Source organism: Gardnerella massiliensis, from assembly GCF_003408845.1.
In the GTDB taxonomy this organism is placed as follows: domain Bacteria; phylum Actinomycetota; class Actinomycetes; order Actinomycetales; family Bifidobacteriaceae; genus Bifidobacterium; species Bifidobacterium vaginale_H.
On record NZ_LRTV01000006.1, the window covers coordinates 207,422 to 222,048 of the forward strand.

A 14,627-nucleotide genomic window follows, 5' to 3' on the forward strand; every position below is an offset into this window, starting at 1 on the left:
CTTTGGATGAGTCGACATTCCAGATTTTGGGTGAAGAAATCGGCTGGAATATCAATATTGTTTCTGCTGAAGAAGAAGATAAAGAGCTTTTGCAGCAATTCGACATCGATTTGGATGAAGAAGAGTTGCAGGAAGATGATGATTTGCAGCCTCGTCCGCCTGTCGTAACGGTTATGGGTCACGTCGATCACGGTAAAACTCGTTTGCTCGACACTATCCGTAAGTCAAACGTTATTGCTCGTGAGGCTGGCGGCATTACGCAGCGCATTGGTGCTTATCAGGTAACGGTGAATCTTGAAGGCAAGCCTCGTAAGATTACGTTCCTTGATACCCCAGGCCACGAGGCGTTTACTGCTATGCGTGCCCGCGGTGCTGAGCTTACGGACGTTGCGATTTTGGTTGTTGCAGCAGACGACGGCGTGATGCCTCAGACTGTTGAAGCGATTAACCACGCTCAAGCGGCTCACGTGCCAATCGTTGTGGCCGTGAACAAGATTGATGTTGAGGGTGCAAATCCAGATAAGGTTCGTGGTCAGCTCACCGAATACGGTTTGGTTGCTGAAGACTACGGCGGCGACACCATGTTTGTGGATATTTCCGCAAAGCAGGGCACGAACGTCGATAAGCTTCTTGAAGCCGTGTTGTTGACTGCTGATGCTGAGCTTGATCCTAAAGCGAATCCGAATATGGATGCTCGCGGTGCAACTATCGAGGCTCGTCTTGACAAGGGTCGCGGTGCTGTTGCTACTGTTTTGGTGCAGCAGGGTACGCTTCACGTTGGTGATTCTATTGTTGCCGGCACTTCTTATGGTCGCGTGCGCGCTATGCTCGACGAGAACGGCAACCACTTGCAGGATGCTGCTCCTTCGACACCAGTTCAGGTGCTCGGTTTGACTTCCGTGCCAACCGCTGGCGACTTGTTCTTGGTTACTTCCGACGACCGTTCTGCTCGCCAGATTGCGGAGAAGCGTGCGGCTACCGAGCGTGCAGCTCAGCTTGCAAAGCGCCGCAAGGTTGTGTCTCTTGAAAGCCTTAAGGAACAGTTCGCTAAGTCTGAAGTTGATATGCTGAACATTGTTATTAAGGGCGATTCCTCCGGTTCTGTGGAAGCTTTGGAAGATTCCTTGATGAAGATTGAGGTTTCCGAGGAAGTTGGAATCCAGGTTATTCACCGCGGTGTTGGTGCAATTACTCAGAACGATGTGAACTTGGCAACTGTTGATAAGGCTGTGATTATTGGCTTCAACGTGCGTCCAAACCGTCAGGTTGCTGACTTGGCAGACCGCGAAGGCGTGGAAGTTAAGTACTACTCCGTTATTTACAAGGCAATTGAAGATATTGAAGCTGCTTTGAAGGGTATGCTTAAGCCGGAATTCGAAGAAGTTGTTACTTCGCACTCCGAAATTCGCGAAATCTTCCGCTCGTCCAAGTTCGGCAATATTGCTGGCGTTATGGTTCAAGACGGCGAAGTCAAGCGCGGTACAAAGTGCCGTATTCTTCGCGACGGTGTTGCTACTGTCAACGATCTTGAGATTTCCAGCTTGCGTAGGTTCAAGGACGACGTGCAGTCCGTTAGCGAAGGTTACGAAGCTGGTATTAATCTCGGCAGCTTCAATGACATTGAGCTTGGCGACGTAATCGAAACCTTTGAAATGCGTCAAATTGATCGCAAATAGCAAGTAAAAGGTTGCAAGATACTGCGTTAAGCTGTTGTTAGCATAGAAAGTGATAAAAGTAGTAGCTTAGGTTATTGCTTTTATCACTTTTGCTGTTTTCGCTGTAAGTATGCGAATACAATGTAGTTACAGTGTGCAGCGAGCATAAAATACGTAATTTGGTGATATAAGTACATTTCGTGCGCTTTGCGAAATATTATGAATAAGTAAGGAGTAAGCGTTATGGCAGGAACGAATCCTAGAGCTGCTCGAATTGCGGCGTTAATTCAGCGCGTTGTAGCTTCGAGTATGGAATCTCAGCTTCACGATAAGCGTTTGGCAAGCGTAACTATTACGGAAGTGCGTGTTACGAACGATTTGCAGATTGCAAAAGTGTATTGGACTCAGCTTGGTCATGCTGGTAAGGAACAGGGCGAACGCCAGCGCGCAGCTCAGGCTTTGCAGCAGGCTCAGGGTCGTTTGCGATCATTGGTTGGTGCGAAAGCTGGGTTGCGTTTGACTCCGCAGCTGCAGTTTGTGTATGACGAGGTGCCAACGGAAGCGCATGAGATTGAGGATATTTTGGTTGCAGCTCGTCGTAGGGATGAGGAGTTGGCTCAGATGCGCGCGAATGCTCAATATGCGGGTGAGGAAGATCCGTATAAGAAGCCGCGTGAAGACGAAGACGATTTCGAAGACGACTTTGAAGATGAAGACGACTTTGACGACGAAGACGACTTTGACGAGGAAACTGACGAAGAAGCTGCTGACGAAACTGACGAATCCAACAAATCCGACGAATAATCTAATGCACTTATGGTGACAGTAATGCAACAGCAAACAATACCAACTTCCGGTCTTCTACTGGTCGATAAGCCGCAAAACGTTACCAGCCACGATGTAGTCGCCTGCGCTCGCCACCTGCTACACACCAAACGCGTAGGTCACGCAGGAACGCTTGATCCTATGGCAACCGGCCTGCTTATTATCGGATTTGGTAACGCAACGCGCCTACTCAACTACATGCTCGGTCACCATAAAACTTACGAAGCAATTATTCGCTTGGGTGAGGCAACTACAACCGATGATGCTGACGGCGAAATCCTGCCGGAGCGAGAGCTTGGATTAGGGCCTGGAGTCGCAGCAAAATCTCAAGATCCAACGTTTACAGCATTGTTTGAATCAGCTGCAAGCGAAACTTCTGACGCGTTTAATCGTATTAAACAAGTTATTCACGAAAATTTAGTTGGCAAAATTAAGCAAGCACCAACGGCATTTTCCGCAATTAAAATCAACGGGCAACGTGCCTACGATTTGGCGAGAGAAGGAAAAACTGTTGAACTAGAGTCGCGAGAAATAGAAATTAGCGAATTTAACGTTTCTCAACCTCGCGTTACGAAAGGCGTAAGCGGAAGAATAGTGTGTGACGTCGTGGCTACAGTTTCCTGCAGTAGCGGCACGTATATTCGCGCTTTAGCGCGCGATTTAGGACGTTTGCTAGGCGTTGGCGGACATCTTATTAAACTGCGGCGCACAAGCGTAGGCAACTTTTCTATAGACGATCCTCGCGTGCTAAAACTTATCGCAAAATCTCACGAATTTACGGACCGCGAAGGCAAACTTCAGCAGCGTTATAAAGCCGTTCCGTCAGAAAATTTTGATGCGAACACCGATCTGCAGCACCTTTGTTTAACTATGATGGAAGCCGCAGAATCCACCCTTCCAACTTTCAAAATTGACGAAACTCAAGCGCGCGACTTGCGTTTTGGACGCTGGATTAAACTTACAAACGAAGAAAATAGCGCACAATACCCTGCAATAACCTACGTTCCGGCCGATAATACAACGCAATGTGACGTTGTTGCAGTAGTAGAGCCTGCAAAAACCAACAAATGTGAGCAAATCAAGCCGATTGTGGTATTTCCGGCAAGCGAGAAGACTGGTAAACTGGATTAGTATTTGGAATAACGAGATTACGGAAAGACGCGGTATGTCTTGACGTAGATGCTTGAACGCGGATAGTAAGGATATCATGAAGGTCATCGACATTCGACCAGATGCCAACGGCATGATTAATTGGCCAACGCTAAGTGCAGAGCGTAAAGCGGTGGTAACCATAGGCGTATTTGACGGCATGCACAAAGGTCATCGCGAAGTTATTCGTCGCACGGTGGAACTTGCGCGTCGCCATGGAGCGTTTTCTGTGGTGATTATGTTTGACCCTCGGCCTAGTGTCGTGCACGCAAATCCTGATTTGTACGACGACTTTGGCGATTCTAACGCGGATCTTCCGGAAGATTTGGACGCGCTTACTAGTGTGCGCCAGCGTTTGCGCGTGCTTTCTGAGCTTGATGTCGATCACGTGGTTATTGTGCGCTATAGTCTCGCTTTCGCTGCGAAGTCTTACCGCTTCTTCCTGGGGCAGCTCGTCGGCAAGCTGGGTATGCGCGCGTTAGTGCTTGGTTCTGATGCTGCACTTGGTGCTCGTCGTGCCGGTAATATTCAGGCTATTCGTGAATTGTCGCAGGCAACCGGCGTATTTGAGCTGGTGGAAGTGGAAGATTTGGGTCCGGAGGACGTGCGTGTGCCAGATCCTATCGTTCGTGAAGCACCGGAAGGTCCAGGGGATCCTAAAGACCCGGCTGAAGGCATGAATAAGGCGGAGTATCGCGCTTGGAGTAAGGGCATGCCGAATAAGAAGGTGCGTGCTTGGAGTTCTACGCACGTGCGTTGGATGCTGGCTACTGGTCGAGTGGCTCAAGCGCGAGAGATTTTGGATCAGCCGCATCGCGTGGAAGGCACTGTGGTTCATGGGGATGAGCGTGGGCGTGAACTTGGCTTCCCTACGGTTAATCTTGGTGGACATATTGAAGGTTATGTGCCGGTTGACGGCGTGTATGCCGGCTGGGTTGTGGATTTGGATGCGGATAACAAAAATGGTGTAAATCCATCAAAAGTTTCTGTGCCAGACGTGAGTGTTTTGCGGCGCGACGAGCTTCATTTGGGTGTACATTCGCCATGGCGTTGGCCGGCAGCAATTTCTATCGGCACAAAACCAACGTTTAATAAGGATGGCGAAGAGCAGACAGAGCGCACGGTTGAGGCGTATGGATTATTCGACGATTGGAAGGATTTGTACGGTCACCGCGTGTGCATTGAGTTTGCGAGCTTCTTGCGTCCGCAGCAGGCTTTTGATTCAGTTGACGAGCTAAAAGAGACGCTTAAGCGCGATGCTGAGTCGGTTAAAAAGCTTACTGACGTTGAATTGCGCTAGTTGCGTTGCAATTTTGCCGGATTTTGTTTCCGGGATTGTTTCCGGGATTGTTTTCGTGATTGTTTTTGACGATTACGTACGAAAGTTACGTCTGGAAGTTACGTCTGGAAGTTACGTATAAAAATTACGTACGAAAGTTACGCACGAAAATTGTGTTTGCGCACGCATAAAATATAAATATGGCTAACGCAACAAACACAAACACAAACACCATGGCAATCAATATTAAGCAAAGCGAAACGTATAATCGAGCGCTTGGTGCCATTACCGGTCTTGCTATAGGGGATGCGCTGGGTATGCCAACTCAAAGCATGAGCGCTCAAAGCATACGTCGTTTTTATGGTGGTCCAATTGTAGGATTAGTGGACGCTGTAAGCCAGCAGCCAATTGCTCCAAATATGAAAGCAGGTTCCGTAACAGACGATACGGAACAAGCCTTCCTACTTGCAAAACGCATAATCGCAGATAAAGGCAATCTCGACAACAACAAGTATGCGCAAAACCTCCTAGATTGGGAGGCACAAATGCGCGAAAAAGGTTCCCTTGATCTTCTAGGGCCATCAACTAAATCCGCTTTACAAGCGCTTGTAAATGGGGTAAGTCCCGAAGAAACAGGCAAATTTGGCACAACTAACGGTGGTGCAATGCGTGCAACACCAGTCGGAATTGCCTTCAAACCAGGCGAGTCACTTGCTCAGGCAGCAAGAAAATCGTGCCTAATTACTCACAACACAACGCAAGGAATTGAATCCACGACGTTAGTTGCGGCAGCAGTAAGCTTCGGAATTGAAGGTTGCGAAAATCCACTTAAAGAAGCAATAAAATTTGTAAAATTGCTTCCAAAACAAGGCAATTGGAGCGCAAAAGCAAGCGTTATAAGTCGAGTCGAATTTTTCACTAAAAAAGCCGAGGAATTGAGTTCCGCGTCTGCTAGCGACGATTATTTTGCGGAAATGTTGCAGAACGATTGTGGCACAAGTGTTGAAGCTAATGAATCCGTGGCTGCGGCTTTCGCAATTGCAACTCGCTTTGTGAACGAACCTACCAAAGCTGCGTGTTTTGCGGCTTCTATTGGCGGAGATACGGATACGATTGCCGCAATGTGCTCGGCAATGTTGGGTTCGCAACACGGCGCGCAGGCGTTTGATGCAGTAATACGGGGGCGCGTTTTAGAGAATTTGCGAGTTGAGCACTGCTATGACGTAGAAAAGACGGTGTATGATTTGTGTTTAATTAGAGAAGATATTGCGCAGTAGTAGCTTTCAGAGGCGATGCAATGGAAGTGTCAAACGTAAACTTGAGCGAAAGTGTGAGTTCGTTTGTGCCACGAGTGATTTCACTCGGCCAAATTATTGTAGATTTGACGATGAAAGTTGACGCCGTTCCTGCCCCTGGTGAAGACATATTTGCTAGCTCGTGCAATATGCGCGTTGGAGCGAGTTACAACATGCTATTTGCTGCAAGTCAAATGGAAGCTAAGGCGCAGTGGGCTGGCGTGCTGGGCGAAGGTTATTTTGCAAATCTGATTTCTGAAGCTTTAAATGAAGCGCATATTTCGCATATTGGTACAAAAAATTCCACACTCGATTCAGGATTTTGCGTCGCGCTTACGGACGCAAGTGCAGAGCGCACTTTTATATCTACTAAAGGTGCGGAAACTAGCGATGACGAGCACGCTTTTGACTTGGTAAACCCAAATCCGCAAGATGTTGTGTACCTTAGTGGGTACACGTTTGTGAGTCCTATAAAACGTGCGCTTTTGCGATTTATGATGAGAACAAGCGGCTCAAACGGTTTGGGTAGGCCAAGCGGTTTGGGTAGGCCAAGCGGTTCGAGTAGTAGTGCTTTAGAGAGTTCTTTTTATAATTGCACGCGCCGGTTTACGGCGATTTTTGATGCGTCACCGATGATTGCAAATATTTTAGACGAAGATTTAAGAGCATTGATTGCCTATGCGCCGATTTGGTTGTGTAATGCTAGAGAAGCGGGGATTTTAGCGAGGAGGCTTAACGCTTGGGGTGATGCCAACGAGGGTGCTGCCAACGGAATCTTTACTTACGAAACAAATAATCAACTTACGAAACAAAAAATTGAACTTTTGCAACGTGCGTTACAAGCTCCGCTCGTTGTCCACACGGGATCTGATGGAGCTTGGGTGTGTGATTTAGGCAAAGAAGCCGAGCATATTAAAGGTTTTCAAGTAAAAGCAGTAGATACAAATGGAGCTGGAGATGCGCATACTGGCGTACTTGCGGCTTCAATAGCTTACAAAATGACGCTTAAGCAAGCAGTTTTGTATGCGAACGCTGCGGCAGCTCTTGCTGTTACCAAATACGGGCCTGCGACGTGCCCTACGAAAAAGGAGATAGAAGATCTTATTAAAACAAATGTTTATTAATACCAACATTTGTTAACTTTTCTTACGTTGCACAAAACAAGCAAATCAACCTAAAAAAGAAACTAGGTGAAACAAAAACAATGAGTAAAGCCAAAGTAGATGAAGCCAAAGCTCAACAAACCCAAAGTTCCTTAAGCATAGAGGAACAGGGCATAGACACAATCAGCGAAAGCGAGCGCAAAGGAACGCCAGCAAGCCTATTCTGGCCATGGTTTGCAGCAAATATTTCTGTATTCGCCATGTCGTACGGAGCCTGGGCGCTAGGTTTCGCAATATCCTTCTGGCAAGCAACGCTTATGACCATAATCGGCGTAATCGTATCCTTCCTGCTGGTGGGAGTGATATCGATAGCCGGCAAACGTGGAAACGCGCCAACAATGGTATTAACTCGCGCAACCTTCGGCGTGCGCGGAGCCAATATCCCAGCGGCACTAAGTTGGATTGCAACGCTCGGCTGGGAAATTTCGCTAGCCATAACCGCCGTTCTCGCAATGGCCACAGCCGCAGAAAAGCTCGGCTGGGGTAGTGGCACAAGCGTTAAAGTCGTGAGCACAATCATCGTAGTTGGATTAATTGTGGTGGTTGGAATTTACGGTTACGACTTAATTATGAAGTGCCAGCAAGTTATCACAATCGTAACGGGAATAATAACCCTCGGCTTCTTTGTGCTGGGCTGGGGGCACATAAACTTTGCGGCTATTGGACGAATCCCAAACGGATCCCTTCCAGCAATGCTTGGCTGCTGCTTCTTCGTTATGACTGGCTTCGGCATAGGCTGGGTTAATGTTGCCGCCGATTACTCTCGATATTTGCCTAGAAAATCTTCAAATAGTGGAATCGTTTTTTGGACTACTTTTGGAGCGTCAATTGCAAACGTGTTCTTGATTTTCTATGGACTTTTGCTTGCGGCTTCCAATATGCAACTGGCTCACAACGTTGGAAATGATCCAATCGGTGCAATTGCGGCAATCTTGCCAGCGTGGTATTTGATTCCGTACACAATCGTAGCTGTTTTAGGACTTATGTCTGGCGCAATTATGGATAATTATTCCAACGGCCTTGCGCTGCTATCTTTTGGAATACGTATCCCGCGTGCGGTGGCAGCAATTATTACGGCAGTGCTCACTACTCTCGGCGTTGTTTACGTTACCTTCTTCTCCGACACGTTTATTGGACCATTCCAAGGCTTCTTAACAACTTTGGGAGTGCCAATGGCAGTTTGGGCAGGAATGTTTACTACGGATGTGCTTGTTCGCAAAAAAGATTACTGCACGGAAGACTTGTATAAGCCGGAAGGTCGCTACGGTGCTTGGAACGTTAAAGCTTTTGTGATTCTTTGCGTTGGAACAATTGTTGGCTGGGGTTTGGTTGTAAATTCCGCTGCACAATGGCTCACGTGGCAAGGGTATTTGCTTTGGATTGTTGGCGGAAAGTCGAGCAGCTGGGCAGGTGCTAACTTGGGCGTAATAATTGCGCTACTAATCGGTTTAATTGGCTCCTTAATCTTCCAACGTAAGGATATTGCTAAGCAAGAAGCAAATTTGCCGGCAAGCGAAGCATAGTTGCCAACTAACGAAGCAACGCAAACAAGCGAAATTGCAGAATAAAAATAATCTGAAATAATCTGAATTAATCTGAAATAAAAAAGGATATTCAAATGATTAAAGAAGACGAATGGTTAGTAGTAGTCGACAGGCAGCGCGTTTTTTGCGAAAGTGACTGGTCGACTTGGGCGTGCGCAGATCACACCTACGACTCAACAACCGAAGCTTTTACAAAACTTGCGAAAGCTTACGGAAACCGAGTAATTTACACGCGTTACGTAGCACCGCTTAAGCCGGAAAACGCTTGGGTTGACTATTTTAAAGATTGGCCACAATTCCTCGTAAAACCTAACGATCCGATGTACGACTTTACGCCAGAAACGGCAGAGCTTGCGGAAGGTCACGCTGTGGTTACGTGCGAAACTTTCGGCAAGTGGGGTGTGGATCTCAAGGCTGCGTTAGGTGAGTGCCGCAAAATAACGGTTTGCGGAGTCGCCACCGATTGCTGCGTGTTAACAACCGCTTTAGCTGCAGCGGATAGCGGTGTGGCTGTGCGCGTTGCGGCAGATGCTTGCGCAGGAAGCACGCCGGAAAATCACGAGTTAGCCCTTAAAACTATGGAGCTTTTTACGCCGCTTATCACAGTATGCGATACAAGCGAGATTCTCGGCTAAACGCAAGCTGGCACGAATTAAGCGCAATCTAAACGCAAGTTAAGCGCAATCTAAACGCAAGTTAAGAACAAATTAAAGTAATGTCACATTCGCGAAGTGTTGAATTGAGGTGACTGAGTCACAATCCCAACTCTTTCAACGCTTCGCGAACTGTACTCACCTCAATAATCTCAATTCCCGGAATATTCAGCTTCTTACGCATTTTGCACACAACGGCGCGCTTGTATCCTATTCTCGCAGCCTCGCGCAAACGCGGTTCCATGCGAGCGGCAGGGCGCACTTGGCCGGTTAAACTGATTTCACCAACAGCACAAGTAAAAGGCGCAATCGCCTTGTTTTTCGCTGCGCTCGCCAACGCTGCCACGATAGCCAAATCACAAGAAGGCTCTTTTGCTTGGGCGCCCGCAATGGTAGCAACGTACAAGTCTTGAGACAAAAGATTCAAACCGCCGTGCCTGTACAATACTGCGGTAAGCATGGCGATACGATTGGAGTCAACTCCTGAAACTGCGCGTCGAGGAGTAGGTAGAGCCGATTGCGTAACAAGCGCCTGTATTTCAATCGGCAAGCTGCGGTGACCTTCAAGCGTAAACGTTACGCAACTACCTTCTTCGTGAGCGTCACTTTGGGAAGATAAAAAGAGTCCGGAAGGATCCGGCACTTCCTCAATTCCTTCACCGCTCATATCAAAACAGCCAACTTCATCAGTTGGGCCAAAACGATTCTTTACCGCGCGAAGCATACGCAAAGCCGTCTGCGAATCGCCCTCAAACTGGCACACACTATCTACTAAATGTTCAAGCGTACGAGGACCCGCAATCGAACCATCTTTCGTAACATGGCCAACCAAAAGTACGGGAATAGTATTTGATTTAGCGACATCAATCAAAGCGCTTGCCACTTCGCGAACCTGCGTGGAGCCGCCAGTAATGCCATCAACATCGCGGGCCACAATCGTCTGCGCTGAATCGACAATCGCAAGCGTTGGCTGATACTGTTCAATAAGATCCAGCACGGTGTCGAGATCTCCCGTGGCTGCCAACAGCAGGTGGTCGTTTACTGCGTTGATTCGGCTCGCTCGCAACTTAACTTGAGCAGCAGACTCCTCTCCGGAAATGTATAGAACGGGCGGATTTTGTGATTGCTTGGCGCTTTTGGCTACGTTTGCTGCGGTTTCTAGTAAAAGAGTTGATTTGCCAATTCCTGGCTCGCCGGCAATAAGCGTCACTGAACCGGGGACGATTCCGCCGCCGAGCACGCGATCAAATTCGCTGAAACCGGTGCGTATGCGGGAGGTGTCGTCGGCTTGGATTGCGGTGATTGGTTGCGCTGGAATTGCTAAGTTGCGTGCGGTGGAGGAGTTAGCAGCGTTGGTGGAGTTATGATACGCAGCGTTGGTGGAGTTGACAGCGTTGGTACGATACGCAGCGTTGGTACGATACGCAGCGTTGGTGACGCCCGCAATTGCGGACTTTCGTGAAGTGCGAGTCGTACGTGACAATCCGCTTAATTTAGCTTCGTGAAACTCGTTAACAGTGCCCCATTCGCCGCACTCCGGGCAACGTCCGTACCATTTGGAGCCGCTCCAGCCACATTCGGAGCACAAATAATTGAGAGTGGATTTACCAGCCATATCTCGACGCTATATGTCTTCTAAGACAATTGTTTCATTTACGCAACAGCTTCGCTCAGCGTCATCGTTCTGTGACATAATGCAAGTATGCTGAATACGAATGCGTCAAATATGAACGGTGCAAATAATGCGTCAACAAAAGGTGCTAGCGCGAACGGGACTACGCACAGTAAGCTGCTGGTCGTGCTCGCTAGCGCGACGGTAGTGGTGGTGCTTGCTTTGCTTTCTGCTTTTGTGTGGCCAGGTTGGGCGTTAAATCACAACAGTACTGCTACTAAAAACACTGTAACTATGCCAAAAACGCCGTCTATTCAAGCAAAGCCGCTGCCAACAACATCGACTGCTTTGCTGAAAGCGATGCCGGATAGTGTGCTCGATTTTGCGCGTATTGATGCTGTTCCTAGTGCCGCATGGAACGAATCTACTCCGCTGGAAGAGTACACAGTAAAGTATTCGACTGGTCAAGCAGATGGTGAGGTGTCGGTAACGGTTGCGCAATGGTCTAGTCGCGATTCTGCGAATAAGCAGTACGAGTTGCTTATCGATGGTTTGAAGGGTGCTGACGTTGCTAGCGGAAAGATTCAGGTTGCGGGCAAAACGGTTGGAAGCTATGTGCTGCGTACTGATGAGAATGATAAGACTCAGGCGAGTGCTTTGTGGCAGAATGATACCGCCGTTTTTGAGGTTACTGGTGCTAAGCAAGCGGTTGAGCGCTTCTATCATAGTTTCCCTATGTAAATTGCTGTAAAAATAGTGGTATCGGTGAGGTCACTCCCCAAAGTCGTCAAAACGGTGTAACATTAGGCAAGTTGCACACTTTAGATATGAATGGAGGCTTCAGATGGGTTCTGTCATCAAGAAGCGCCGCAAGCGGATGAGCAAGAAGAAGCACCGCAAACTGCTGCGTAAGACTCGTCACCAGCGTAAGTAGTAGCTTCTGCTGCTTTGCTATGCGTTGATGCGTGTCTGAACGTTTAGGCACGTAAGACTTTTGAAAGCGTCGGGTTTCCGGCGCTTTTTTTATCTCTATTTATTTATTTCGCGGCTTGTCTTACAAATATTCGTGTGGTGAGATTTGAGATTTTTTGCACTGAGCGAAGGACGCTCGCGCGAGTTTCGTAAGTGAGCACGTTATCCGTGCGAACGTCACTGTTTTTTCGTTACTGGTGCAGATGGGCGACTGCGTTAGTAACGTATAACAGTGATTTTTCGTTACTGGTGCAGATGAGTGACTGCGCGCGTAACGTATAGAGGCGTTTTTTCGTTACTGGTGCAGTTGGCGCGCTGCGTTAGGGTCTCATTTTGCCTGTTTTGGGACATTCGTGCAGTTGGTGTTCTGCGTTAGGGTCTCTTAATCCTGTTCTTCAGACCCGCGTGCAGTTAGCGCTCTGCGTTAGGGTCTCATTTTGCTTGTTTTGGGACACTCGTGCAGTTGGCGCGCTGCGTGAGTGTCTCTGTTTGGCGATTTTCAGATACTCGCGCCACTGCAAACGAAAACTCGCGTCACAGTAATAAAAAAGTAGAGCCAGCAAAATGCTGACTCTACTTTCGTTTTATTTAGTTGCGTTACTTATTCGCGTTACTTATTCGCGACTACTTATTTGGGTTCGTAAGCGTGCGTGGACCGTTCGGATCGCCAACGATTACGGTGTCAACCATATTCAAGAACAAGCCGTGCTCCACAACGCCAACAGTCTCAATCAAATCCTTAGCCAACTCCTGCGGATGCTCAATGCGCTCAAGATGCAAATCAACCACGAAGTTGTTCTCGTCAGTGCGCACTTCCTTGCCGTCCGCATCAAGACGCAAAACTGGCTTGTAACCACGCTTTTCGAACTTACGAATCACCTGAGCGGAACCAAACGGAATCACCTCAACAGGAAGCGGGAACTTACCAATCGTGTCAACTACCTTGCTTGCGTCCACAATCCACACAATGCGGTCGGAATTAATAGCCACAATTTTTTCCCAAAGCAAAGCTGCGCCGCCGCCCTTAATACCATTGAAGTTCTTATCTACTTCGTCAGAGCCGTCGATTGTGACGTCAATGTGATCCACTTCGTTAATGTCGAGAATCTTAATGCCGTAGCCTTCAGCCTGCTCTTGCGTGCGTCGAGAAGTGGTGACGCCCGTAAAGCTCAAGCCTTCTTCCTTAACTCTGCGACCAAGCTCGTCCACCAAAAAGCGCACGGTGGAGCCGGTGCCGAGACCAACCATCATGCCATTTTTCACAATCTTTGCGGCCTCAATGCCTGCTGCCTTTTTAAGCGCGTCTTGTTGTGCTTTATCCATTATTCCTGCTTTCTTATTTTTGTTGTTCCCGAGTTCGTCGATGAACTTCCATCGCTATTTGCGGGAGAGGCTTTTGCGCTTTATGCTGTTGCGCTTTTGTGCGTGCCTCATTTTTCATACATTTCCATATTAGTCTGCATGCAGATTTTTTATGATTTATTTGTTTGCTTGATTTAGGTAGAAGGCGGTTGGGGATAAGTGCAAGGTGCCGTCGGGTTTGACGTATCCGCTTATGTTAATGCTGCCGGAAATAAAGCGAGGCTCGCCTGTAAAGGTTGGGCTTGTTCTTGGGGCAGGGGTGAATTGCAGCACGCCGCTAACGCTAAGACCTGGTACTGCTTTATATTTGACTTCGCGTGTTGTTGCGTTTGTTGTTGCGTTTGTTGCGCGCGTCAATTCGTCCGTTGTTTCGCGATCTGTTTCACGCGTTGTTTCACGTACTGTACTGCCGTTAGTTGTACTGTCGTTAGTTGTGTCGCTGCTAGCTGTGCTGCTGCCAACTTCCTCGCGAGTTTCGTTCTCGTGCGTTTCGTTCTCGTGCGTTTCGATTTCGCGCGTTTCGTTCTGAATATCGTCCTGTGAATTTTCCTTATTTTCCTTATTTTGCCCAGAAAAATCAGGGTTGGTATCTTTTCCTACAGCTCGTCCAATATGGTATTCTTCACGAGAAATTTCGTTTTCCAGAAGCATTTTTGCGTCACTTGGCACGTCCGTACCTTCCGCATATTCCGAAGCGAGAAGCGACTTCCATCCTTCCAAAGGTAAGTAACCATCTTTTGTACCACTTCGGCAATCTTCAGCATACGTGCGCGCTAAAGTATCGACTTTCTCATTCCCGGCGTTTCCGGCGTGTCCCTTAACCCACACGAATTTTACCGCACCTTCACGCTCGGTAATTTCACGGTCGATTGCGCGAATTAAGTCAGCATTTTTTACCGGCTCTTTTTTGGAATTTTTCCAACCGTTCTTTTTCCAGCCGTGAATCCACGTAGTCGCGCAGTTAATTGCGTATTGGGAGTCAGTTTCGATGGTGAGAGGCTCGCTTCCTGGGTGCGCGCGCAGGGCTTCGAGTACCGCGCATAATTCGCCGATTTGATTTGTGCCGTTGGTTGCTCCGCCCGCGTCTGCGTTGCCGGTGTGATGGTGTTCGCTAACTG

Annotated in this window: 13 protein-coding genes; 10 read left to right on the plus strand and 3 right to left on the minus strand. The window is 48.1% G+C overall.

The genetic code is table 11. The features are described 5' to 3' along the window. The 8 genes from infB to AXE77_RS04260 all read left to right on the plus strand — a co-directional run. A partial coding sequence (infB, locus tag AXE77_RS04225; protein ID WP_116712263.1) for a translation initiation factor IF-2 occupies positions 1-1,676 on the plus strand: 1,676 nt, incomplete at its 5' end. 222 nt (positions 1,677-1,898) lie between these two features. Next, positions 1,899-2,459, plus strand: coding sequence for a 30S ribosome-binding factor RbfA (gene rbfA / locus AXE77_RS04230; protein WP_116712264.1), 561 nt, complete (start codon positions 1,899-1,901; stop codon positions 2,457-2,459). Positions 2,460-2,483: 24 nt separating this feature from the next. Beyond that, positions 2,484-3,611 (plus strand): tRNA pseudouridine synthase B, encoded by a 1,128-nt coding sequence (locus AXE77_RS04235; protein WP_116712265.1) that lies wholly within the window; start codon positions 2,484-2,486, stop codon positions 3,609-3,611. A gap of 76 nt (positions 3,612-3,687) precedes the next feature. Continuing rightward, positions 3,688-4,929: a bifunctional riboflavin kinase/FMN adenylyltransferase gene (ribF, locus tag AXE77_RS04240; protein ID WP_165846059.1), complete on the plus strand. Its 1,242-nt coding sequence runs from the start codon at positions 3,688-3,690 to the stop codon at positions 4,927-4,929. A 179-nt stretch (positions 4,930-5,108) separates the two neighbouring features. Further along, positions 5,109-6,185 carry an ADP-ribosylglycohydrolase family protein gene (locus tag AXE77_RS04245; RefSeq protein WP_240612650.1) on the plus strand — a complete coding sequence of 359 codons (1,077 nt, stop codon included), beginning with the start codon at positions 5,109-5,111 and terminating at the stop codon, positions 6,183-6,185. A 20-nt stretch (positions 6,186-6,205) separates the two neighbouring features. Beyond that, the gene (locus AXE77_RS04250) at positions 6,206-7,327 is read left to right on the plus strand and encodes a PfkB family carbohydrate kinase (protein ID WP_116712266.1); all 1,122 of its coding nucleotides are present in this window, start codon (positions 6,206-6,208) and stop codon (positions 7,325-7,327) included. Between the two features lie 80 nt (positions 7,328-7,407). Then, complete coding sequence (locus AXE77_RS04255; RefSeq protein WP_116712267.1) at positions 7,408-8,889, plus strand: purine-cytosine permease family protein; 1,482 nt, start codon at positions 7,408-7,410, stop codon at positions 8,887-8,889. Positions 8,890-8,984: 95 nt separating this feature from the next. Continuing rightward, entirely contained in the window at positions 8,985-9,545 is a 561-nt protein-coding gene (locus tag AXE77_RS04260; protein ID WP_116712268.1) for a cysteine hydrolase family protein, read from the plus strand. A 118-nt stretch (positions 9,546-9,663) separates the two neighbouring features. Here AXE77_RS04260 and radA read toward each other — a convergent pair whose 3' ends face one another. Continuing rightward, a complete protein-coding gene (gene radA, locus AXE77_RS04265) occupies positions 9,664-11,178 on the minus strand; it encodes a DNA repair protein RadA (protein WP_116712269.1) in 1,515 nt (504 codons plus the stop codon). A 111-nt stretch (positions 11,179-11,289) separates the two neighbouring features. Between radA and AXE77_RS04270 the strand changes: the two genes are divergently transcribed. Next, positions 11,290-11,916 (plus strand): hypothetical protein, encoded by a 627-nt coding sequence (locus AXE77_RS04270; RefSeq protein WP_165846069.1) that lies wholly within the window; start codon positions 11,290-11,292, stop codon positions 11,914-11,916. A gap of 103 nt (positions 11,917-12,019) precedes the next feature. Beyond that, a complete protein-coding gene (locus tag AXE77_RS04275) occupies positions 12,020-12,109 on the plus strand; it encodes a 30S ribosomal protein bS22 (RefSeq protein WP_004268639.1) in 90 nt (29 codons plus the stop codon). A gap of 662 nt (positions 12,110-12,771) precedes the next feature. Here AXE77_RS04275 and rpiA read toward each other — a convergent pair. Together rpiA and AXE77_RS04285 are read right to left on the minus strand one after the other, a co-directional pair. Continuing rightward, positions 12,772-13,470, minus strand: coding sequence for a ribose-5-phosphate isomerase RpiA (gene rpiA, locus AXE77_RS04280; RefSeq protein WP_116712271.1), 699 nt, complete (start codon positions 13,468-13,470; stop codon positions 12,772-12,774). Between the two features lie 156 nt (positions 13,471-13,626). After that, on the minus strand, positions 13,627-14,627 hold a 1,001-nt coding region (locus AXE77_RS04285), incomplete at its 5' end, for a ribonuclease H family protein (protein WP_133296286.1).